19 protein-coding genes are annotated in these 22,285 nt (G+C 67.8%); 15 read left to right on the plus strand and 4 right to left on the minus strand.

All coding sequences use genetic code 11. The features are described from left to right. The first annotated feature begins 1 nt into the window (after nt 1). The 7 genes from Q368_RS0113605 (at nt 2) to Q368_RS0113635 (ending at nt 7,156) form a co-directional block, all read left to right on the plus strand. The gene (locus tag Q368_RS0113605) at nt 2–373 is read left to right on the plus strand and encodes a response regulator (protein ID WP_029459605.1); all 372 of its coding nucleotides are present in this window, start codon (nt 2–4) and stop codon (nt 371–373) included. A 12-nt stretch (nt 374–385) separates the two neighbouring features. Next, nucleotides 386–2,848: a PEP/pyruvate-binding domain-containing protein gene (locus Q368_RS0113610; protein ID WP_043785973.1), complete on the plus strand. Its 2,463-nt coding sequence runs from the start codon at nt 386–388 to the stop codon at nt 2,846–2,848. 5 nt (nt 2,849–2,853) lie between these two features. Then, nucleotides 2,854–3,921 carry a protein-tyrosine phosphatase family protein gene (locus tag Q368_RS0113615; RefSeq protein WP_029459607.1) on the plus strand — a complete coding sequence of 356 codons (1,068 nt, stop codon included), beginning with the start codon at nt 2,854–2,856 and terminating at the stop codon, nt 3,919–3,921. 53 nt (nt 3,922–3,974) lie between these two features. After that, complete coding sequence (locus Q368_RS0113620) at nt 3,975–4,346, plus strand: hypothetical protein (RefSeq protein WP_029459608.1); 372 nt, start codon at nt 3,975–3,977, stop codon at nt 4,344–4,346. A 144-nt stretch (nt 4,347–4,490) separates the two neighbouring features. Beyond that, a complete protein-coding gene (locus Q368_RS0113625; protein ID WP_245611347.1) occupies nt 4,491–4,811 on the plus strand; it encodes a DsrE family protein in 321 nt (106 codons plus the stop codon). Between the two features lie 63 nt (nt 4,812–4,874). Then, entirely contained in the window at nt 4,875–6,029 is a 1,155-nt protein-coding gene (locus Q368_RS0113630) for an MltA domain-containing protein (protein ID WP_029459610.1), read from the plus strand. Between the two features lie 8 nt (nt 6,030–6,037). Beyond that, the gene (locus Q368_RS0113635; protein ID WP_029459611.1) at nt 6,038–7,156 is read left to right on the plus strand and encodes a PP2C family protein-serine/threonine phosphatase; all 1,119 of its coding nucleotides are present in this window, start codon (nt 6,038–6,040) and stop codon (nt 7,154–7,156) included. Between the two features lie 15 nt (nt 7,157–7,171). Here the strand turns inward: Q368_RS0113635 and Q368_RS0113640 are convergent, their stop codons facing one another. The 4 genes from Q368_RS0113640 to Q368_RS0113655 all read right to left on the minus strand — a co-directional run bounded on the left by Q368_RS0113640 (nt 7,172) and on the right by Q368_RS0113655 (nt 11,733). Next, the gene (locus tag Q368_RS0113640) at nt 7,172–7,516 is read right to left on the minus strand and encodes an STAS domain-containing protein (protein WP_029459612.1); all 345 of its coding nucleotides are present in this window, start codon (nt 7,514–7,516) and stop codon (nt 7,172–7,174) included. 74 nt (nt 7,517–7,590) lie between these two features. Further along, entirely contained in the window at nt 7,591–8,814 is a 1,224-nt protein-coding gene (locus Q368_RS0113645; protein ID WP_029459613.1) for a response regulator, read from the minus strand. Next, nucleotides 8,811–11,213: a PAS domain S-box protein gene (locus tag Q368_RS0113650; protein WP_029459614.1), complete on the minus strand. Its 2,403-nt coding sequence runs from the start codon at nt 11,211–11,213 to the stop codon at nt 8,811–8,813. The genes Q368_RS0113645 and Q368_RS0113650 overlap by 4 nt, the downstream gene beginning before the upstream one ends. A gap of 76 nt (nt 11,214–11,289) precedes the next feature. Continuing rightward, nucleotides 11,290–11,733, minus strand: a complete 444-nt coding sequence (locus tag Q368_RS0113655) for an RrF2 family transcriptional regulator (RefSeq protein WP_029459615.1) — start codon at nt 11,731–11,733, stop codon at nt 11,290–11,292. Nucleotides 11,734–12,062: 329 nt separating this feature from the next. Between Q368_RS0113655 and Q368_RS0113660 the strand changes: the two genes are divergently transcribed. From Q368_RS0113660 to Q368_RS0113695, 8 genes are all read left to right on the plus strand, one after another. Further along, nucleotides 12,063–12,659: a TetR/AcrR family transcriptional regulator gene (locus tag Q368_RS0113660; protein ID WP_029459616.1), complete on the plus strand. Its 597-nt coding sequence runs from the start codon at nt 12,063–12,065 to the stop codon at nt 12,657–12,659. Next, entirely contained in the window at nt 12,659–14,788 is a 2,130-nt protein-coding gene (locus Q368_RS0113665; protein ID WP_029459617.1) for a SulP family inorganic anion transporter, read from the plus strand. Before Q368_RS0113660 ends, Q368_RS0113665 begins: the two co-directional genes overlap by 1 nt. A 22-nt stretch (nt 14,789–14,810) precedes the next feature. Continuing rightward, entirely contained in the window at nt 14,811–16,037 is a 1,227-nt protein-coding gene (locus tag Q368_RS0113670; protein ID WP_029459618.1) for a response regulator, read from the plus strand. A 138-nt stretch (nt 16,038–16,175) separates the two neighbouring features. Next, on the plus strand, nt 16,176–17,912 hold the full coding sequence (locus Q368_RS0113675) for a sensor histidine kinase (protein ID WP_029459619.1): 1,737 nt from the start codon (nt 16,176–16,178) through the stop codon (nt 17,910–17,912). Beyond that, nucleotides 17,890–18,252, plus strand: a complete 363-nt coding sequence (locus Q368_RS0113680; RefSeq protein WP_029459620.1) for a response regulator — start codon at nt 17,890–17,892, stop codon at nt 18,250–18,252. Before Q368_RS0113675 ends, Q368_RS0113680 begins: the two co-directional genes overlap by 23 nt. Nucleotides 18,253–18,300: 48 nt before the next feature. Further along, a complete protein-coding gene (locus tag Q368_RS0113685; protein WP_029459621.1) occupies nt 18,301–18,909 on the plus strand; it encodes a sensor histidine kinase in 609 nt (202 codons plus the stop codon). A 355-nt stretch (nt 18,910–19,264) separates the two neighbouring features. After that, the gene (gene nhaB / locus Q368_RS0113690) at nt 19,265–20,875 is read left to right on the plus strand and encodes a sodium/proton antiporter NhaB (protein WP_029459622.1); all 1,611 of its coding nucleotides are present in this window, start codon (nt 19,265–19,267) and stop codon (nt 20,873–20,875) included. A gap of 78 nt (nt 20,876–20,953) precedes the next feature. Further along, a complete protein-coding gene (locus Q368_RS0113695) occupies nt 20,954–22,207 on the plus strand; it encodes a uracil-xanthine permease family protein (RefSeq protein WP_029459623.1) in 1,254 nt (417 codons plus the stop codon). The last annotated feature ends 78 nt before the right edge of the window (nt 22,208–22,285 follow it).

Below are 22,285 nucleotides of genomic sequence, written 5' to 3' on the forward strand. Positions count from 1 at the left end.
CATGGCCGACATCATCGTGCTGGACGACGTCATCGACGCCGGCGTGGTCATCAAGCGCATCCTTGAACGCAAAGGCCACAGCGTCGGCGTTTTCACCGAAGAGGAAGAGGCGCTCGCCCATGTGGCGAAAAAAAAGCCCGACCTCGCCATCCTCGACATGAAGCTCAAGAAGATGAGCGGCGTGGAAGTGCTCGAGGAAATCAAGAAACGCTCCCCCGAAACCCGGGTCATCATGCTCACGGGCTACCCGACCCTCGAAACCGCCCGCGAATCCGTGCGCCTGGGGGCCTGCGAATACTGCGTCAAGCCCATCGACAAGGAAGAACTCGAACGCAAGGTGGAGGAGGCGCTCGCCGCATCGCAGGGCGGTTGAGCGGGGATTGCCGTGTTTTCCAAGGAACTCTTTCGACGTTGGACCTACCAGGTCTTTGCCCCGGGCGTGCTGCTGCGGGAAAAGTACAACGCCTTCCGGGAACTTTTGCGTTTCGACGACCTGTGCCTGGAGCTCATCGCCGCCGTGGAGGACGTCCATTACGGCTCGGCCGTGGCGGACTGGGCCAGAGTCGCCCACCTGACCAGGCGGCTGCGCCTGTCGGTGTCGGAAATGGTCGCGCGCCTGGGGCGGCTGTCGCCGAGCAGGCACCTGGACCTGGCCGAGTACGCCAAGAAGGTGGATTTTTACGTCCAGATGGCCCTGGACGTGCCCGCCGGGGACATGGCCGCGCCCTTCGTGCGCCCCCTGGAAGCACTGGCAGGCGATGCGGACACAGCCGGCGGCAAGGCCGCCAACCTGGCCCGGGCCGCCGCGGCGGGCGTGCCCGTGCCCCCGGGCTTCACGGTGACCACGGGCGCGTTCCGCTATTTCCTGGAAGCCTGCGAACTGCGCCCCAAGATCAACCGCCACCTGCGCCGCGTGGACCTTTCCCGGCCGGGCGACGTGGCCGAGGCCGCGGCCGCCATCCGCGAACTCGTGCTCGGCGCGGTCCTGCCCGAGGAAATCGCCGTCCCCCTTGGCGACGCGGCCAAGGCCCTGGCCGCCAACCCCGGCGGCGAGCCGCTGCTGCTCGCCGCGCGCAGCTCGGCCGTGGCCGAGGACGGCCGCGCCTCCTTCGCCGGCCAGTACGAAAGCCTGCTGCACGTCGCGCCGGACGACGCCGCGAAAGCCTACCAGCGCGTGGTCGCGGGCAAGTACGCGGCCAAGGCCATCACCTACCGGGTGCTCACCGGCTACGCCGACGAGGAAACGCCCATGGCGGTCCTGTACCTGCCCATGCTGCCGGCCGCGGCCTCGGGCGTGCTCTACACGCGCGACAGCGGCGACCCGGGCGCGCCCATGGCCGTCTACGCCGTGCCGGGCCTCGGCGGCGCGCTGGTCGAGGGCGCGACCAGCCCCGAACGCCTGGTGCTGTCCCACGACCCGCCGCATTTCCTCCTCGACCGCGCAAGCCTCGACGGCGAGGTGCTCGCCGAAAAGCAGGCCACCCGCCTCGCCGGTCTCGGGCTTTCCCTGGAAAAGGCCTTTGGCGCGCCTCAGGACATCGAATGGGTGCAAACGCCCGGCCGCGAACTGTTCGTCGTGCAATCCCGGCCCATGGCCGTCGAATCCGAGGAAGAGACCGCGCCGCAGGCCGCGCCCCGGGAGCGCCCGGGCATCGCGCCTCTCGTCTCCGGCGGCCAGCGGGCCTCGGGCGGGGCGGCCGCCGGCACGGTGCTTTTCGCCGCCACGGTCCTCGACGTGGACGCCATCGTGCCGGGCACGGTGCTGGTCACGCCCACGCTGCCGACCACGCTCGCCCGGGTCGTGGACAGGCTGGCCGCGGTGGTCGCGCTTTCCGGCAGCCGCGCCGGGCATTTCGCCTCCGTGGCCCGGGAATTCGGCGTGCCGGTGCTGACGGGTGTGACCGACGCCTTCGAGTCCCTGCACGAAGGCGAAGTCGCGACCGTGGACGCCGACGCCGGGGCCGTGTACCGCGGCCGCGTGGAGGGGCTGCTCACCCGGCCGCGCCAGGCGCGCGCCGACGCCGGGTCGCCGGTCGCCGCGCGCCTGGCCCGCCTCGTGCCGCTGCTTGCCTCGCTGACCCTGACCGACCCCACCTCCCCGGATTTCACCCCGGCCAAGGTCCGCTCGCTGCACGACGTGGTGCGCTTCGCCCACGAAAAGGCCGTGACCGAGATGTTCGCCCTGGTCGGCGACGACGCGCGCGGCATGGCCTCGGCGCGCAAGGTCAAAAGCGGGCTTCCCATGAGCATGTACGTGCTCGACCTCGGTGGCGGCGTGTTCGAGTCCGCGGCGGCGGACAAGGAACTGCGCCCGGACCAGATCAGGAGCGCGCCCATGTGGGCGCTGTGGGCGGGGCTCGCGGCCGAGGACGCGCCCTGGCCCGAGGGGCCGCCCATCACCGACGACGTCGCGCTCGACCGCACGAATGCCGGCATCTTCCTCGGCGAGGACCGGCACCTGGCCAGCTACGCCGTCATTTCCGACGTCTACGCCCACGTCATGCTGCGCTTCGGCTACCACTTCACCGTGGTGGACGCGCTGTGCGGGCCCAAGGAGAACCAGAACTTCGTCCATTTCCGCTTCAAGGGCGGCGGAGCGGACATCGCCCGCCGGGCGCTGCGGCTTTCCTGCGTGCGCCGGGTGCTCGCCCATTTCGGCTTCGAGGTCCGCGTCACGGGCGATCTGCTCGACGCGACGCTGGCGCGCATTCCGGAGCACGTGGCGCAAAAACGCCTGGCCATGCTCGGCTGCCTGCTCGCGGCCACACGTCTGCTCGACATCCGGCTGGAGGACACGGCCGCGGGCGACGCCTGGGTGGACGCCTTCATCGAACGCACCGACCGTTGACCGTCATGGCCGAAAAACCCGCCGCGCACGCCTATCCCCTGACCTGGGTCACGGACCATCTGGCCGTCGGCGGCGCGCCCATGTCCCACGAACAGCTCGCGTCCCTCAAGGAACAGGGCATCACGGCCATCCTCAACCTGTGCGCGGAATTCTGCGACCTGCACGACATCGAGGCCGCCGCCGGCTTCGAGGTCCGCTACCTGCCCGTCGCCGACGAGCAGGCCCCGGACCTCGCCGCCCTGGAATCGGCCCTGGCCTGGCTCGACGAGGCCATCTACCTCGGCAAGAAGGTGCTCATCCACTGCCGCCACGGCATCGGCCGTACGGGCACGGTCCTAAACGCCTACCTGCTGCGCCGGGGCCTGGGCCACAAGCTGGCCGCAAGGGTGCTGCGGCCCCTGCGCTCCAAGCCCGCGAACTTCGACCAGTGGTGGACCATCCGGCGCTACGGCAAGGCGGCGGGCAGGCTCACCATCCGCGAACCGCGCCTGGAATGCGGCCACCTCGTGGACCTGCATCCGTTCCTGGCCGATTACGCCGCCCTGGTGGCCGCCGCGCGCATGGCCGCGAAAAACCTGCCCCGCTGCGGCCGCGACCACGCCCGCTGCTGCCGCCGGCCCCTGTTCCTGTCGCTGATCGAGGCCGTGCACGTGAGCAACCGCATCAACGTCGGCCTTTCCAGCGAAACGCGGCTGGCCGTGATCGAGGAGGCGGCCGCGGCCGCGCGCGAGATGGAGGACCTCGCCCGGCGCTACGGCGCGGGCAGCGCGCACTGCCTGTCCTCCTGGGCGCGGCTGTGCCCTCTTTCCCGAGAGGGCGTATGCCTGATTTTCGCCAATCGCCCCATCGCCTGCATCCTCTCCGGCATGGAACAGGCGGCCGAGGCGGCGCTTTGGGAAACGACCCTCGAACCCGGGCTTTCCCGGCTGTCGGGACAGGTGTTCCTGGCGCTCGCCGGCTCCCTCGGCGACGCGAGCCTGCCCCGCTTCCCCCTGCCCGACGTGGTCTCGGGACGCTACGTGTCCGCGGTGTTCAAGTACCTGCTGGCACTGGCGGGCAGAGCCCGTCGTTGACCGTGCCCGCCCCCCCGGGCTACAAACCCCGGACGTCTCGCCAAGGAGGTCACATGGCCGAGGATTTCAGGACGCTGCTCATGGAGTCGGACCGTCTGGAGGACGGGGACCGCTGGTTCGGGGACATCCAGATCGGCGGCTGGTTCTATTTTTCCGCCCAGGCCGGCCCGTTTCACGAAAGCCGCCCCAAGACCCTCCAAGGCCCCATGGGCTACGAATCCTTCGAACTGCGCCTGCAATCCGTCAGCGGCGTCATCAGCTACGGCCGCCACGGGGCCTGGGAGGAACTTTCCGCCAAGCCCTGGGCGGCGCTCTTCAGCCAGGACGGCCCCACGCTCATGCGCGCCCCGGACGTGCCCGTGGCCACCTGCCAGCGGATCTACGAGGACCTGCTGGAATACGCGCGCACGCATCCCCTGCCCTAGGCGCTGCTTCCCCGCGCGCCGGCTTCGCCGGCCCGCCTTGCGCATCCGGTCCCAGTTCTCCGGCGACGCCCCGGCGTCGCCGGCTGGAAGTTTCTTGTTCTTTCAATAGATATTTTCTATTGATTGTGACGAGAGGCATCGACTATGCAAATACTTATCATCCTTTCCAGTCCGGACCCCGAAATCAAATGGAACGCCGTGCGGCTCGGCAATTTCCTGCTCAACAAGGGCGAAGAGGTCACCATCTTCCTGAACGGACCGGCCGTGGACCTGCTGGCCGGGGACAGCGCGGCCCTGCCCATCGCGGCCGAGGCAAAACTCTTCGGATTGAGCGAAGGCCGGCTCGCCGCCTGAGGCAAATGCCTGGGCATCCACGGAGTGGAAGCCGAAGCGCCGGTTTCGTTGTCCAACATGCAGTTCCTCTATGACCAGATGCGGATTGCGGACAAGATCCTGTCGTATTGAACAGAAAATCGGTATGCGGCCGTCCGCGTTGCCAACGTCGGCGGCCCGCGCTATAGCCCGGAAATGAACGATTCCACGCGGCTTCCCGGGCGTTTCGCGGTCCTTTGTTGCGTGCTTGCGGTCCTTTTCGGCCTTTCCGGCTGCGCCGGCGTCGAGACGCCGGCTCCCGAAACGCCCAAGTCCCGCGCCGCCGCGCCGACGCCGCCGCCGACCGGGCTTTTCAGCCAGGCCGCGCCGACCACCCCCTGGAACACGCGCATCTCCCCGGCCAGCCAGCAGATCACGAGCTTCGCCGCCCTGGCCCCGGCCGTGGACCGCTCCATCGCCTACACGGCGCGAAAGCCCGCCGGAGCCGTGGCCGTGGACCGTCCCGGCGCGACCATGACCTGGGGCCAGCTTCACCAGACGCTGGTCACGTTCCGCCGCATCCTGCCCGAACTCGACCGCGACCCGTCGCTCCTTTCCAAATATTTCAAATGGACGCCGCTCGATTCCGACACGCTCCTCACCGGCTACTACGAGCCCGAAATCGAGGTTTCGCGCACTTCCCACGGCCCCTACGTCTGGCCCATCTACCGCAACCCGGGGGCGCTTGCCAAAAAGCACAGCCGCGAGGCCATCGACTACCACGGCGCGCTGCGCGGCCGGGGACTCGAAATCGGCTGGGCCAAGGACCCCATCGCGGTCTTTTTCCTGCACGTCCAGGGCTCGGGCAAACTGCGCTTCGTGGAGGACGGCTCCACGGTCTACGCGCTGTTCGGCGGCAACAACGGCCACCGCTACGTGGGCGTGGGCCGGGTGATGGTCAACCGGGGCTGCTTTCCCGAGGAAGAGATGAGCATGCAGCGCATCCGCCGCTACCTCGAGGAGCATCCGTCGGAGATGCGGGAATACCTGACTTCCAACCCGAGCTACATCTTCTTCAAGGAATCGCAGACCCCGCCCGTGGGCGCCATGGGCGCGCCGGTCACGCCCCACGCCAGCGTGGCCGTGGACCCGGGATTCGTGCCCTACGGCACGTTGCTCGCCGTCGACGGCGACCTGCCCGGCTTTCCCGGGCCCGCGCCGGAACGCTTCACGGGCTTCGTCATGGCCCAGGACACGGGCTGCATGCGCGGCAACCACTTCGACCTCTACCTCGGACCGGGAGCCAAGGCCGCCCATCAGGCCGGGCTCATGAAGGGCACGGCCAAGGCCTACGTCCTCATGCTCCGCTAGGCCGCGCCATGCCCTGCGTGCTCATCGCCGACGACAACCCCCTGTTTCGCGAGCTGCTCAAACGGCACGTGACCGGGACCTTCGGCTACGAGGTGGTGGAGGCGGAAAACGGGGCCGAGGCCGTGGCCCTCGCGCCGCAGGTGCGCCCTGACCTGATCCTGCTCGACCTCATGATGCCGGGCACCGACGGCATCGAGGCCACGCGGCGCATCCGGGAGCTGCCCGGGTTTGGCGACGTGCCCATCGTGCTGCTTTCGGCCGAACCCGACCGGCGCAAATGGGCCGAGGCGCTGGCGGCCGGGGCCAACGATTTCGTGTCCAAGCCCTACCACCCCGGGGAACTGGCGGCCCGGCTGGCGCTGCACCTCAAGCTCTCCCTGCTCGGCCGCGAACTGCGCAACCAAAACGCCCTGTTTTCCCGGGAACGCTACCTGGCCGGCTGCGTGCAGCGCCAGCTTTTGCCCAAGGACCTGGACTTCGAGGGGTTCGCATCGGCCGCGGTGTACCAGGCCCAGGAGCAGGTCGGCGGGGATTTCTACGAAGCCTGGGACGACGGCTCGGGCGTGTACATGCTCATGGCCGACATCTCCGGCCACGGGGCCTCGGCGGCCATGCTCATGGCCGTGTGCAAGGGGCTTTTTCTGTCGCTCAAGGCGGCGAGGCTTTCCCCGGCCAAGATCGTGTCGCGGCTCAACAGGCTGTTGTGCGACCTGCTCGAAGGCGGCGACCTGGACATGTTCGTGACCATGATCCTGTGCCGCATCGACCGCGCCACGCCCGTGCTGGAGGCGGTTTCGGCCGGGCATGTCCCGGCCTTCGTCATCGGGGAGCAGCGCCTTCGGGAAATCGTGTCCACCGGCCCGGCGCTCGGCATCATCCCGGAGTTCGAATGGACCGGGACGGTGGTGCCGTTTCGGCCCGGGGAGACGCTGTTCCACTACACCGACGGCCTGACGGAATTGCGCTCGCCCGCGGGCGAATTTTTCGGCGACGCGCGCCTGCGCGCCCTGCTGCGGCCGGACCGTTCGCCCAAGGACCTCATCGGCGAGGTCATCGAGGCGGCCCTGCCCTTTTGCAAGGGCACGCTCCACGACGACCTGGCCATGACCGCGCTGCGCCGGCTGTAGCGCCGGGAAGCGCGGTCAGCCGCACAGCCGCGCCACGGCCGCTTCCCGGTCGGGGAACGCCTCGAAGAGGGTGCCGAGCGTCACCACGCGGATGATTTTCTCCACATGGGGATGCAGGTTGCACACGCCGAGCCGGCCGCCCCGGCCGACCACCGCCTTGCGCATGCTCACCATCGCCCCGATGGCCTTGCTGTCGAGAAACGTCACCCGGCCGAGGTCGAGAATCAGTTCCCGAGCGTTGGCGGCCTCGTAGCGCATAAGCACCGCGTCCTTGAATTCCTCGCTCACCGTATGGTCCACTTCCGCGGCGAGCACGCCGACCACCAGACACGCGCCTTCCCGGGTCACGGACAGTTCCATGGGGCACCTCGCGGGGTTTCGCCGTAAACGCAAGGCGGTTTTCGGAAAACGGGCACAGCGCCCGCGGCGCGGCGCTATGCCTCCTGCGTGTCCGCGCCGCGGTCCACGACCGCGGCGCAGGCCTCGCGCCAGGCCGGCAGCCGGTCCGACAACCCGGATGCGGCCAGGTACAGCTCGTCCAGGGAATTGATGGCATAGCCCCGGTGGATGACCACGAGTTCGTGCTCGAGCCGGTTGGCCACATGCACGGCCAGAAGCGGCGAGAAACCCGCATGGCGGTCGCGGCCGGGTTCGTGGTGCAGGTAGACCGCGCGCACGACGGCGTCCTCCACGCCCCACAACCCGAGCAGATAGGCCCCGACCTCGGCGTGGGACGCGCCGAAGACGCGCTGTTCCATCTCGAGGATCGTGCCCGCCCCTTCCTGGCAGGCGGTGATGACTTCCCGGTAGGCTCCGGGAAAGTTGGTGGCCATGACAAGCTTGCCGACATCGTGGAGCAGCCCGGCGATGTAGCAGTGCTCCCGCACGGCCGAGGCCGCGCCCTCGACCTCGGCGATCTCCCGCGCCAGCCGGCCCGTGCCGAAGCTGTGGCCCCACAGCTTCTCCAGGTCGAAATCCCGGAAGGATTCCTTGTCGAAGCGGTCGAAGAGCCCGATGCCGAGCACCAGCGCCTTGACGATCTCGAGTCCCAGGAGGTTGACCGCGTGCACGGGGCTGGCGACGTGGGTGCGCAGGCCGAAAAAGGCCGAATTGACGAGCTTCAAGATGCCGGCGGACATGCCCACGTCCTGGGCGACGAGCCCGGCCACCTCGCGCATGGACGGTTCCTCCCGGGACAGGGCGTCAAGCAGGGCCGCGTAGAGGCGCGGCACCGTGGGCAGCCGGTCGAGCTTGGCCACCACGTTTTTCACCCGCTCGTCCAGGAACACCTCGCGCAGCGCGAGCCCCCGGGCGATGACCGCCTTGAGTTCCGCCGGCTGGCAGGGTTTGGGCAGGAACTGGTGGGCCGGGCGCACGGTCTGCAACACCATGTCCCGGTCGGAGTGGCCCGAAAGCACGATGCGGATGGCCCCGGGGTTGGCAGTCTGCGCCTCGCGCAGGAACGTGGCCCCGTCCATGCCCGGCATGCGCATATCCGCAACGACCACGTCGAAGGGCTGCTCCGCGATCATGGCCAGCCCCGACGGGCCGTCCGTGGCGAAGGCCATCTCCCACTCGCCGCGCATGTCGTGGAACATGCGCCGCAGGGCCGAAAGCACGTTGGGCTCGTCGTCGACGAAAAGAATGCGGGTCTTCACGACATTTCTCCGATGGGCGTCGCGCGGCCGTCGCCGTCGCCGAAAGGCACGCGCACGATGAACGTGGTTCCCTTGCCCGGCTCGCTCTCGAAATCGATGGAGCCGCCGTGCTTGGCCACCACGATGTTGTGGGTGATGGCCAACCCCTGTCCCGTGCCCTTGCCCACCTCTTTGGTGGTGAAAAAGGGGTCGAAGATCTTGGGCCGGTTCGCCTCGCTGATGCCCATGCCGGTGTCGGTCACGGAGAGCTTGAGGAAATCGCCGTCGGCTTCGGTGCGAATGGTGATGCGCCCCTTGTCCGTGGTGCCCTTGACCTTTTCGCCCACGGCGTGGGCGGCGTTGACGAGGATATTGAGGATGACCTGGTTGAAGTCCCCGGGCAGGCACAGGACCGGCGGCAGGGTCCGGTCGAGCGCAAGGTCCACGTCGGCCACGTACTTCCATTCGTTTTTCGCCACGATGACGGTGTTTTCCACGGCGGCGTTGACGTCCACGGCGGTCTTCTCCTCGCCGCCGGGGTGGGAGAACTTCTTCATGGCCGAGACGATGGCCGTGACCCGGCCCACGCCTTCCACGGACTGCTCCAGGGCGTTCGGGGCCTCCGCCAGCAGGAAATCCACGTCCGCGCCGGCCCGGGCCGCGTCGATGTCCGCCAGGGCCCGCGCGTCGCCGGTCGCCGCGGCCAGCCGCCTGGCCACGGCCTCGACGCCGGCCAGGGCCTCCCGCAGCCCGGCGAAGGCGGTGGTGAGAAAATGCAGGTTGTCGCCGATGTACTGGGTGGGTGTGTTGATCTCGTGGGCGATGCCGGCGGCCAGTTCGCCCACGGATTCGAGCTTCTGTGCGATCGCCAACTGGCGCTCCAGGGCCTTGCGGTCGCTTATGTCGAAGACGATCTCGAACAGGAGCAGTTCGCCGCGCCGTTTGGCCGAGATCACGGTCTTGATGATGGGCACGATGCGCCCGTCCGAACGCATCAGGCGCATCTCCTCGTTGACCATGTTGCGCTCGGCCAGGATACAGTTCGAAAACTCCCGGCCGTCGGGATAACGCCAGCCGATCTCCTTGCAGGTGCGGCCGATGAGATCGTCCCGCGAGCGGCCGCACAACTCCTCGGCCACGGGGTTGACGTCCTTGATGCGCATGGTCCTCGGCTCGATGACGAAGATGCCGGCCCGGATGCCCGCGAGAATGCGCCGCAGCACGTCCTGTTCGTCGCGCAGGGCCTTTTCCACGAGCTTGCTGTCGGTCATATCCGTGGCCACGCCCACGATGCCCTGCGGCCTGCCGTCGGCGTCGTCGAAACGGGCGCGGTGGAAAACCAGGTGGCGCTCCCGGCCCGACGCGTCCTCCAGGGCCACTTCGAAGCGCTGCACCCCGCCCGACTCCAGGATCTCCCGGTCCTTGTCGGCCAGCAGCTCCCCGGTCTCCTCGGAAAAGATCTCCCGCGCCGTGAGCCCCAGGGCACCCTGGACGGACACGCCGAGAAAGGTCTCGAACGCCCGGTTGAGGCTCACGTAATGGCCCTGCGGGTCCTGGACGTAGATCGGGTTGACGGCGGCGTCCATGAGACTGCGCTGGAAGGAAAGCTGGTTGACGAGCTCCACTTCGGCCCGGCGGCGGTCGGTGATGTCCTCGGCGATGGCCAGCAGGCACTCGACCTTGCCCGAGGCGTCGCGCACGGCCGTGAGGTTGAGGCGGCACCAGACCACCGTAGCGTCCGGGCGCACGTAACGCTTCTCCCGGGCCACGGAGTCCTGGTTGCCGGCGAGCAGTTCTCCGAGCGCCCCGTCCTGGTCCTCGCGGTCGTCGGGATGGGTGATCTCTGAAAACGAGCGGCCCACGAGTTCCATGGGCTTGCGCCCCACCATGCGGGCGAAGCGCTCGTTGACCTCGAGGAACCGGCCTTCGGGCGTCTGCCTGGTGACTCCGACCCCGGCCTGTTCGAACACGGCCCGGAAACGCCGTTCGCTTTCGGTCAGTTCCTGGTAGCGCCGGGTGAGCGTCTCCTCGACCTGCAGCCGCTGGGCCGTTTCCAGGGCCACGGCCAGCAGATGCTGCTCCACGGGTTTGAGCAGCAACCCGCAGGGCTTGGCCTGGGCCGCCCGGAACATGACGCCGAGTTCCCGCTTGGAGGTGGTGAAGATGACGGGGATACTTCGGGCGGCCACGGCGCGCCCCAGGTCCAGGCCGGTGACGGCGTCGGGCGGCGACAGGTCGATGATGGCGATGTCCGGGGCGAGCCTGGCGACCATGTCCATGGCCGTCAGCGCATCCGCGGCCGGTCCCAGCGGCTGGTAGCCCTGGTTCGTGAGCAGCGCGCGCAACTGGTCGGCCGCAGCCAGGTCGGCCTCGGCGATCAGAACGCGTTTGCGTTCCCTTGTGCTCTCCGTGTCCGCCATGCCCCGCCCTTACGCATGCGTTTATACCAAACCTTGCGTACAGTAGGGCAAAACGCGGGCGGCGTTCAAGCACAATTCACGAACATCCGCCATTGCCCTTGCGGGGGGGCGTGCCGGCCCGGGCCACGAGGTCGGCCAGGGAGATGGCGTCCAGGGCCTTGTGCATGGCCCGGGAGGCCTCGGCCCAGACCTCGCGCGTGAGGCAGTCGGCCAGGCGCGGGCAGGTGCGGCCAGAATCGGCATCGCACTCGACCAGCGACAGCTCGCCCTCGAGCGTGCGCACGATGTCCCCCACCGTGACCGCCTCCAGGGGCATGGCCAGCTCGTGGCCGCCGCGCGGCCCGCGGCGGCTGCGCACGAACCCGGCCTGCTTGAGCTCGCGCACGAGTTTTTCCAAGTATTTGACGGACACGCCCTGGCGTTCGGCGATATCCTTGATGCGCACGGGGCCGTCCTGCCCGTGCAGGGCCATGTCGAGGATCATCCGGGTTCCGTAGCGGCTTCGCGTGGTGAGCTTCATGACCGCGGCCTCCTGGCTGGCAGGTGTGCGGCTGACGGCCGCCGCACGGGGATGGCATCCCTACGAAGAAGGTAGAAAAATCGGATGGCGGCGTCAACGCGTCGCTCCTGCCCCGTTTGCGGGGGCGAAACACCGGGCGCGGTCCTGCCGGGGGGGCGCACCGCGCCAGGCCGCCCCCCCCATGGAGGAGATTTTACCCTTGCTTCACGGCATGTTGCGTCATCGTTGTGCCATCCCGTCACAAATCCGCCCCGGCTTCTTGACAGGGACGCGGGCCGGGCCTAAAGAAAAACCGACTGAGTACTCAGTCGATTTGTGCGGGACTTCACATGACGCGAAAAGAAGCCATACGCTACGCCGCCACCGTGCTCTTCGCCCACAAGGGGTTCCAGGAGACCACCATGCAGGACATCTGCAAGGTCACCGGAACGGCCGAAGGCACGATCTTTTATCACTTCAAGAGCAAGGAAGGCCTGCTCATCGCCATCCTCGAGCACGCCAAGACGCAGATCCTCACCGAGTACGACGCAGCCTTCACCGGGCGCACGTTCGCCTCGGGCCTGGAGATGATGGAAGAGGCGGTCGCGCATTATTTTCACCTGGCAGGCGTCATGGAGCACGAGTTCACCCTGCTCCAGCGACAGTTCCCGCACCAGCTGGCCGAGGACAACCCCGAATGCCGGTCCCACCTGGCGGCCATCTACAGCTGCCTGACCGACATCTTCGAGCGGGTGGTCCGGGCCGGCCAGGCGGACGGATCCATGGGCGCGTTTCCGCCCCGGGAGACGGCCATGATCCTGTTCGCCATGGTGGACGGCCTGTTGCGCCTGAAAACCTGCAACCTCTACGACGCCGGGGCGCTCTACGACGAGCTGATCGCATCCTGCCGCAGGATGCTGGCCAAACCATGTGACGGGAGTCGCTGATGCTGCTACGAATCTTCCCCTTCCTCGGCTGGTTTTCGGGCTACGACATGGCCAAGCTGCGCGCCGACGCCATCGCCGGCCTGACCGTGGCCCTCGTGCTCATCCCCCAATCCATGGCCTACGCCCAGTTGGCCGGCATGCCGCCGTACTACGGCCTGTACGCGTCGTTTCTGCCGCCGCTGGTGGCCGCGCTGTTCGGTTCGAGCAGGCAGCTCGCAACCGGCCCCGTGGCCGTGGTGTCGCTCATGACCTCGGCGTCGCTGGCCCCCCTGGCCACGGCCGGGTCGGAGGGCTACATCGCCTACGCCATCCTGCTCGCGCTGCTCGTCGGCGTCTTCCAGTTCCTGCTCGGCGTCCTGCGCCTGGGGCTCGTGGTCAACTTCCTGTCCCACCCCGTGGTCAACGGCTTCACCAACGCCGGCGCGCTGATCATCGCCTCCTCCCAGCTGTCCAAGATGTTCGGCGTGTCCGTGGACGACGCCGAACACTACTACGAAACCATCGCGCGCGTCGTGGCCGCGGCCTGGCATCACACGCACTGGCCGACCTTCATCATGGGCGCGGCGGCCTTCGCCATCATGTTCGGGCTCAAGAAGCTCAACCCCCGCATTCCCAACGTGCTCGTGGCGGTCGTGCTCACCACGCTCGTCTCCTGGGCCATCGGCTTCGAGCACAACGCCACCGTGAACCTTGCCGCCATCCGCTCGCCCCAGGTCGCGGCCGACGTCGAAGCCTTCAACAAGGCGGCGGCGGCCCTGCCGGAAATCGCGTCCAAGCGCGCGGCCCTGACTCCCCGCGAGGACGCGGCCAAGGCTTCGGGCGACCCCTCGGCCATCCTGGCCGTGGAACACGACCTGGCCCTGCTCGACCTGGATAAAAACGCAGCCAAACGGGAAGCCGGCCTCTACCGGGCCAAGCTGCGCGCCTATCTGCTCACGGGCGTGACCGGGGCCGACGGCAGCCTGGCCTTTTATGAAAAAAGCGCGGTGCCGGCCGACGCCAAGACCGACGGCCGCACCTGGATCATGCGCGTGGGCAACAACCCGCTCAAGACCGACAAGCTGCTGCTGATCGGCGGCGGCCAGGTCGTCGGCGTCGTGCCCTCGGGCCTGCCGGCGTTTACCATCCCCACGCTCGACATCAAGGCCATGCTCCGGCTTCTGCCCTTCGCGGCCATCATCTCGCTGCTGGGCTTCATGGAAGCCATCTCCATCGCCAAGGCCATGGCCGCCAAGACCGGCCAGCGCCTGGATCCCAACCAGGAACTCATCGGCCAGGGCCTGGCCAACATCCTGGGCGCGGTGGGCAAGAGCTACCCGGCCTCGGGCTCGTTCTCCCGCTCCGCCGTCAACCTGCAGGCCGGCGCGGTCACCGGTTTTTCCTCGGTGTTCACCAGCGCCACCGTGGTCATCGCCCTGTTCTTCTTCACGCCGCTGCTCTACAACCTGCCGCAAAGCGTGCTCGCCGCGGTCATCATGATGGCGGTCATCGGACTCTTAAACGCCACGGGCTTCATCCACGCCTGGAAGGCGCAGTGGTACGACGGGGCCATCTCCATCATCACCTTCATCGCCACGCTGGCCTTCGCCCCGCACCTGGACAAGGGCATCATGATCGGCGTGACGCTTTCGCTGCTGGTGTTCCTGTACAAGAGCATGCGTCCGCGCGTGGCCTCGCTGTCGCTCACCGAGGACAGCGCCTACCGCGACGCCTCGGTCTTCAAGCTCGCCGAGTGTCCGTTCGTGGCCGTGGTGCGCTTCGACGGCACGCTTTTCTTCGCCAACGCGAGCTTCCTCGAAGACCAGATCACCGAGCGCATGCAGACCGGCAAAAAGCTCAAGCACATCATCCTGGCCGCCGACGGCATCAACGACATGGACGCCTCGGGCGAGGAAGCGCTGTCCCTGCTCGTGGACCGCGTGCGCAGCGCCGGCCTTGACATCTCCCTTTGCGGCGTGAAGGAATCCGTCATGGACGTCATGAAGCGGACCCACCTTCTGGAGCATATCGGCGAGGACCATCTCTATCCGGATCTGGGCCAGGCGCTTTGCGCCGTGCATAAGGACTCCTGGCATAACCCGGGGGAAAGCTGCCCCCTGACCAGCGTCTGTCGCCTGCCCGGCGCGTAAGCACGATCACAAGGAGCGATCCATGTCCGTCATCTCCCTGTTTAGCGGCGCTTTTTGCAAGGAAGCCGCCGTCATCGCGGCCCTGGAAACGACCACGGGACTGCCTGTGGTCCGCGACGCCGACCTTACCGATCTGGCCGGCAAGCTCTCCGGGCTCGGCCCGGACAAAATCGGCAAGGCCTTCTCCGCCAAGACCTCGGTATTTAACAAGTTCACCCACGAGAAGCAGCGCGCCGTGGCCTGGCTGCGCCTGGCCCTGGCGACCCGGCTCGCCGAGGAGGAGCGCATGCTCCTCGCCGGCTATTGCGCCCTGCTCCCCCCGCGCGAAATCGCCCACGTGCTGCGCGTGTGCCTGATCGCCGACGCCGCCTTCCGCCGCGCCGCGGCCACAGAGGAGGCGGGGCTCGCCGACCGCGACGCCCAGCGCGCCCTGGAGCGCGCCGACGAGGACGCCTCCCTGTGGACGGCGCTCGCGGCCGGCTCCAAGGACCCCTGGGCGCCCTCGCTCTACGACATGGTCGTGCCCATGGACAAGACCGGCGTGGACGAGGCGGGCGTGCTCATCGCCAAACACTTGGCCGACCCCGCCGTGCGCGTCACCGACGCCTCGAAAGCCTGCGTCCGCGACTTCCTCCTGGCCGCCCGGGTCGAGACCGTGGTCACGGGCAAGGGCCACGACGTCGGCGTTTCCGCCAAGGACGGCGTGGTCTTCCTGACCATCAACAAAAAGGTGCTGCTCCTCGACCGCCTGGAAAACGAATTGCGCGGCATCGTCGGCAAGATCGAAGGCGTCTCCGACGTGGTCACCAAGGTGGGCAAGGGCTACTACCAGACCGACATCTACCGCCGCGCCGATTTCGAGATGCCGACCAAGGTCCTGCTCGTGGACGACGAGCGCGAATTCGTGCAGACCCTCTCCGAGCGTCTGTCCATGCGCGAGGTCGGCTCCCACGCGGTCTTCGACGGCGAATCCGCCCTGCGCATGATGGCCGACGACGAGCCCGAAGTCATGGTGCTCGACCTCAAGATGCCGGGCATCGACGGCCTGGAGGTGCTCAAGCGCACCAAGGCCGAACGCCCCGACGTCGAGGTCATCATCCTCACCGGCCACGGCTCCGAGGCGGACCAGGAAGAGTGCATGCGCCTGGGCGCGTTCGCCTACCTGCAAAAGCCCGTGGATATCGAAAAGCTGAGCGACACCCTCAAGCGGGCCAACGAGAAGGTCCGCGCCCGCAAGGCCACGGCCTGACGTCCGAGGGGAAGCGAGACGGCACGGCGCGGCGCGCAAGAGGCCGCGCCGCCGCGCGAGAAACGCAACGACGCCCTGGCGGCCGCCGGATGCCCGGTTCCGGCGGCCGCTCTCCGGCCGGCCACAAGGACTGCCGCCATGGGGATTATGGATCGCCTGCGACCGGAATTCTGGAACGGCGCCGCCGACGGCGAACCGTACCGCAGCCTGTTCAACTACAGGCGCGTCTGGCGGCTGTCCGTGCTGCTGCTCGCCGCCGTGACGCTCACGCCCCTTTGCATCATGACGGTCATCGACTTCAATGTCACCAAACAGGCCGTCACCCAGGAGAACCTCCACCGCACCACCATCACCACGTCCAACACGCGGCGCACCCTGTCCTATTTCCTCGACGAGCGCCTGGCCGCGCTCAATTTCGCCGCGCGTGAGGAGTCCGCGCGCCAGCTCGCCATCAAGGGCCGCCTGGGCGCGCTCCTGGCCGACCTCAAGGCCGCCTTCGGCGGCTTCATGGACCTCGGCGTCATCGACGCCACGGGCCGCCAGAGCGCCTACGACGGTCCCTACGACCTGCTCGGCATCGACTATTCCTCCCAGGAATGGTTCAAGAAGACCATGGCCTCGGGCTCCTACATCAGCGACGTGTTCCTGGGCTTTCGCAACGTGCCCCACATGATCATCGCCGTGCGCGGCGAAAACCCGGACGGCGGGGCCTTCGTGCTGCGCGCCTCGGTCGACACCCAGCGCATCAACGACATCCTGGCCGGCCTCGACCTCTCCGGCGGCGGCGACGCCTTCCTCGTCAACCGCGACGGCATCCTCCAGACCGTGTCCCGCTCCCACGGTTCGGTGTTCGAACACCTGGACATCCCCGTGCCGGAAGACGCCGACCGCACCGAAGTCCGCGAGATCCCCGACGACGGAGGGCTCATCGTCGGCTACGCCTCCATCGAACGCACGCCGCTGGTCCTCATGGTGGTCAAGCGGCAAGCCGAGCTCATGCGCCCCTGGTACGCCATGCGCGTCAACCTCCTCGGCTTCCTCGGCGCGAGCATCCTGGTCATCCTCGTGGTCATCCTTGGCGTGGCCACCTACATGGTGGAGAAGATCTTCCACGCCGACCAGACCCGGGCCAAGACCATGCACCAGATGGAGCACACCAACCGCATGGCCTCCATCGGCCGCCTGGCCGCGGGCGTGGCCCACGAGATCAACAACCCCCTGGCCATCATCAACGAGAAGGCCGGGCTCATGCAGGACCTCATCCGCTTCTCCAAGGAGCCGCCCCCCACGGAGCGCATCTCCGGGCTCGTGGACTCCATCCTGGCTTCGGTGGAGCGCGCCGGCACCATCACCAAGCGCCTGCTCTCCTTCGCCCGCCACCTGGAAGTGCACGTCGAGGCCGTCAACCTGTGCAAGATCGCCGAGGAAGTCTTAAGCTTCCTCACCAAGGAGGCGGAATACCGCCGCATCGCCGTGGAGGTCGCGGCCGACCCGGCCGTGCCGGACATCGAGTCCGACCGGGGCAAGCTGCAACAGATCCTGCTCAACCTCGTCAACAACGCCTTCCAGGCCATGGACGACGGCGGCAGCCTGCGCGTGCGCGTGTTCTCGCCGGACGCGCAGCACGTGGCCGTGTCCGTGTCCGACAACGGCTGCGGCATCCCGGCCGCGGATGTCAAACGGATCTTCGAACCGTTTTTTTCCACCAAAAAAAAGAAAGGGGGCACGGGACTGGGCCTGTCCATCACCTACGGGCTGGTCCAGGAACTCGGCGGCACGCTCGGCGTGGAAAGCGAGCTCGGCCACGGTTCCACCTTTACCGTGACCTTCCCCCTGGCCAAAGGAGTCGACGGTGCGCCTGTTGCTCGTGGATGACGAAGCGGAACTGGTTTCAGCCCTGGCCGAACGCCTGTCCCTGCGCGGCATCGAGGCCGACTACGCCACGGACGGCGACGCGGCCGCGGACAAGGTCCGCGCCAGCGCCTACGACCTGGCCGTGCTCGACATGAAGATGCCGGGCTTAAGCGGCCTGGACCTCAAAAAGAAGCTCCAGCGCCTGCGCCCGGGCATGCGCTTCATCTTCATGACCGGCCACGGCTCCGAGGAGGATTTCCGGGCCGGCTCGGCCGAAGCCGCCGGCTACCTGGTCAAACCCGTGCGCATCGAGGCGCTCATCGCCGCGGTGGAAACGGCCCTGGCCGCCGGACGCGGCTAGACGCCTCGCCCACGAAAAAGGAACGCATTGCACCCAAGGGAGGCCGCCATGCCCGGTTCCGATGCCCTGGCCTTTTTCGGCGGCGTCTGCGCCGCCATGTCCCACGAGCTCAAAAACGTCCTGGCCGTCATCAACGAACAGGCCGGGCTGCTCGGCGACCTGTCCTGCATGGCCGCCCGGGGCATGCCGCTCGACCCCGACCGCCTCGCCGCCGTGGCCGCCTGCCTGCAAAAGCAGGTCTGCCGCGGCGACGCCATCCTCACGGACGTGAGCCGCTTCGCCCATACCGCCGATCCCGCCCCCCGCCCCCTGCCCCTGGGCGAGGCCGCCTGCCTGGCCGTTTCCCTCTGCCAGCGCCGCGCCGCCATGCGCCAGGTGGCCCTCAGCGCGACGCCCGGCAGCGACGCCCTGGCCCCGGGCGGCGCCTTCGCTCTCGTCCGCCTCGTCGCACTGTGCCTGGAACGGGCCATGGACACCCCGGACGCGGCCAAGGCCGTCACCGCCGCAGCGTCGGACGCCCCGGACGGCCCGACGCTCACCATCTCCGGCATGGCCGCCGACGCCGCCCTGGGCGACGACGACCCGCTGCGCGAACTCGCCGCCGCCCAGGGCGCGCGTTTGGACGTCGTCCCGGGAGGGCTGACGCTGACGTGGTGACGAGAGGGTGAGGCGAGAGAGGGAGAGGGGAAAGGATAAGAGATGCCTCCGGCGGCCAGGAGGGGGGCACCCCCTCCTGGACCTCCCGAAAAGGGCTGTTCTGTTGCGCGCGGGGATGGACACGCAAGGCAACGACCTGATTAAATTTCCTGACTATAATTATAACTGCAACAGCCTGTCGGCCTCGAAAACCGCCACCGCGCCTTTCGGCGGGGGCGCGACGAGTCCTGGCCGGCGCGCCCCCGGGTCTTGGCCTGCAACCTCGCTTACTTTATTGTAAGGCGATTGCCGCAACGGCCCAAGACCCATCTCGCGCGGCGCGTTTCCGGCGTCGCGCCCAAAGGAGCGCACCCCCATGCCAAGGACCCTGCCCCGGGCGTTTCTCGCCAACCTGCTCGGCGCTTCGCCCGACTGGTACAAACTGACCATCGCCGCCTTTCTCGTCGCCAATCCGCTGCTGCTGACCCTGGCCGGCCCCTTCGTCACGGGCTGGGCGCTCATTGCCGAATTCATCTTCACCCTGGCCATGGCCCTGTCCTGCTATCCCCTGCCGGCCGGCGGCCTGCTCGCCCTGGAGGCGGTGCTGCTCGGCATGACCAGCCCCGAAACCCTCTATGCCGAGGCCGAGCACAACTTTCCGGTCATTTTGCTGCTGATCTTCATGGTCGCCGGCATCTATTTCATGAAGGACATGCTGCAATACACCTTCACGAAGATCCTCATGAAAGTGCGCTCCAAGATCGCGCTGTCCCTGCTCTTTTGCTTCGCCGGGGCGTTTTTGTCCGCCTTCCTCGACGCCCTGACCGTGACTGCGGTCATCATCGCCGTGGCCTACGGCTTTTACGAAGTCTACCACCGCTACGTCTCGTCCGGGAAATGCCGCCTGGGCGACGAAACCGCCCTCACGGACGACTGCCGCAAGGACCTCAAGGAATTCCGCGGATTCTTGCGCAACCTCATGATGCACGGCGCGGTGGGCACGGCCCTTGGCGGCGTGTGCACGCTGGTCGGCGAACCGCAGAACCTGCTCGTGGCCCACGAGATGGGCTGGCATTTCGGGGAATTCTTCCTCAAGGTCGCCCCGGTCTCCATGCCGGTCCTGGTCCTCGGGCTGCTCACGACCGTCGTGGTCGAACGCTTCGGGCTGTACGGCTACGGCCACGCCCTGCCCCCCGCCGTGCGCGAAGTGCTGGCCGCCAACGACGCCAAGCGCCAGGCCGAGATGACCAAGCGGACCAAGGCCGCGCTCATCGTCCAGGCCGTGGCCGCCGTCTACCTCGTCGTGGCCCTGGCCCTGCATCTGGCCGAGGTCGGCATCATCGGCCTCTCCATCATCATTTTGCTCACGGCCCTTTGCGGCAAGACCGAAGAGCACCAGATCGGCAACGCCTTCACCGAGGCCCTGCCCTTCACCGCCCTGCTCGTGGTCTTTTTCGCCATCGTCGCCGTCATCCACGACCAGCACCTGTTCGCCCCCATCACCGGGTTCGTGCTCTCGCTTTCCGGCAAGGACCAGACCGCCGCCTATTACCTGGCCAACGGCCTGCTCTCAATGATCAGCGACAACGTGTTCGTCGCCACGGTCTACATCACCGAAACCAAGGCCCATTTCGTGAAGCTCTTCGCGTCCATGCCGGATCTCGGCATGGACGGGGCCGACCTTCTGGCCAAGCTCACCGACGCCAAGCTCTCCCGGGCCGACGTCCTGGCCGGCCTGCCGGCCGCGGCCCTGCCCAAGGTCACCGAGGCCATGGCGCAGTTCGACCGCCTGGCCGTGGCCATCAACACCGGCACCAACATCCCGAGCGTGGCCACGCCCAACGGCCAGGCCGCCTTCCTGTTCCTGCTGACCTCGGCGCTGGCCCCGCTGATCCGCCTGTCCTACGGCCAGATGGTACGTCTGGCCCTGCCCTACACCATCGTGATGTCCCTCACGGGACTGGCCGCCTGCTGGTTCTTGCTGTAGGAGCCTTGCGCGGGCTTGCGGCCCCGCCGGGAATCGTCCCGGCGGGGCCGCAAGCGAGGCTTTGCAAGGAGGGACTCCATGGCGGCGACTCCCCGGGAGGGAAGCGATTACCGGTTGCGGGCGCGGGAAATTCCCGTGGGCGCCCAAATGCTGTTCGTGGCCTTCGGCGCCCTGGTGCTGGTGCCGCTTTTAACGGGCCTCAACCCCAATGTGGCGCTTTTTTGCGCCGGCTGCGGCACCCTGCTCTACCAGCTGCTGACCAAGGGGCGCATCCCGATCTTCCTGGGCTCGTCCTTCGCCTTCATCGCGCCCATCATGTTCTGCGTCAAAACCTACGGCATCCCGGCCACGACCGGGGCGCTGGCCGCGGTCGGCGTGGTCTACGCCGCAGTGGCGCTCGTCATCCATCTGCGCGGACCGGCGTTTCTGACCAGGCTCCTGCCGACCATCGTCACCGGCCCGGTCATCATGGTCATCGGGCTCATCCTCGCCCCGGTCGGCGTGGCCATGGCCATGGGCAAGACCGGCGACGGCGCGGCCGCGCTCTTCCCCGAGCGGACCGCCATGCTCGTGTCCTTTTTCTCCCTGGCCGTGACCGTCACCGTGGCCATCTACGGCCGGGGCATGCTGCGCCTGGTGCCGATCCTGTGCGGCATCGGCGCGGGCTACCTGCTGAGCCTGTGCCTTGGCATGGTGGATTTCTCCGCCGTGGCCGCCGCGCCCTGGTTCGCCGTGCCCTCCTTCACCGCGCCCTCGTTTTCCTTAGACGCCATGGTCGTCATCGTGCCCGTGGCCATCGCGCCCATCATCGAGCATTTCGGCGGCATCCTGGCCATCGGCCAGGTGACGGGGCGCAACTACCTGGAAAACCCGGGCGTGGACCGCTCGCTCCTGGGCGACGGCGTGGCCACGGCGCTGGCGGGGTTTCTGGGCGGGCCGCCGCTGACCACCTACGCCGAGGTCACCGGGGCCGTGGCCCTGACCAAGATCTACAATCCCGCGCTCATGACCTGGGCGGCGCTCACCGCCCTGTGCCTGGCCTTTGTCGGCAAGCTCGGCGCGCTGCTCCAGAGCATCCCCACGCCGGTCATGGGCGGCATCATGCTGCTGCTCTTCGGCGCGATCATGGTCGTCGGGCTCAATTCCCTGGTGCTTGCGGGCGCGGACCTCATGGAGCCGCGCAACATGGTCATCGTGGCGCTCATCATCGTGTTCGGCATGGGGCGGATGACGTTCTCCCTGGGCGGCCTGCGCCTGGAAGGCATCGGCCTTGCCGGCGTGGCCGGCGTGCTGCTCAACCTGCTGCTGCCGCTGCCGCGCAAAAAGGAATAAACTGGCACGCAGGATGCAAGAACATAGGGCAAGCGGAGGTTATCCCTATGTTCATGCAAAAAATTCTCATTGTTTTCA

Origin of the sequence: Solidesulfovibrio alcoholivorans DSM 5433 (assembly GCF_000702665.1) — a bacterium.
Classification (GTDB): domain Bacteria; phylum Desulfobacterota; class Desulfovibrionia; order Desulfovibrionales; family Desulfovibrionaceae; genus Solidesulfovibrio; species Solidesulfovibrio alcoholivorans.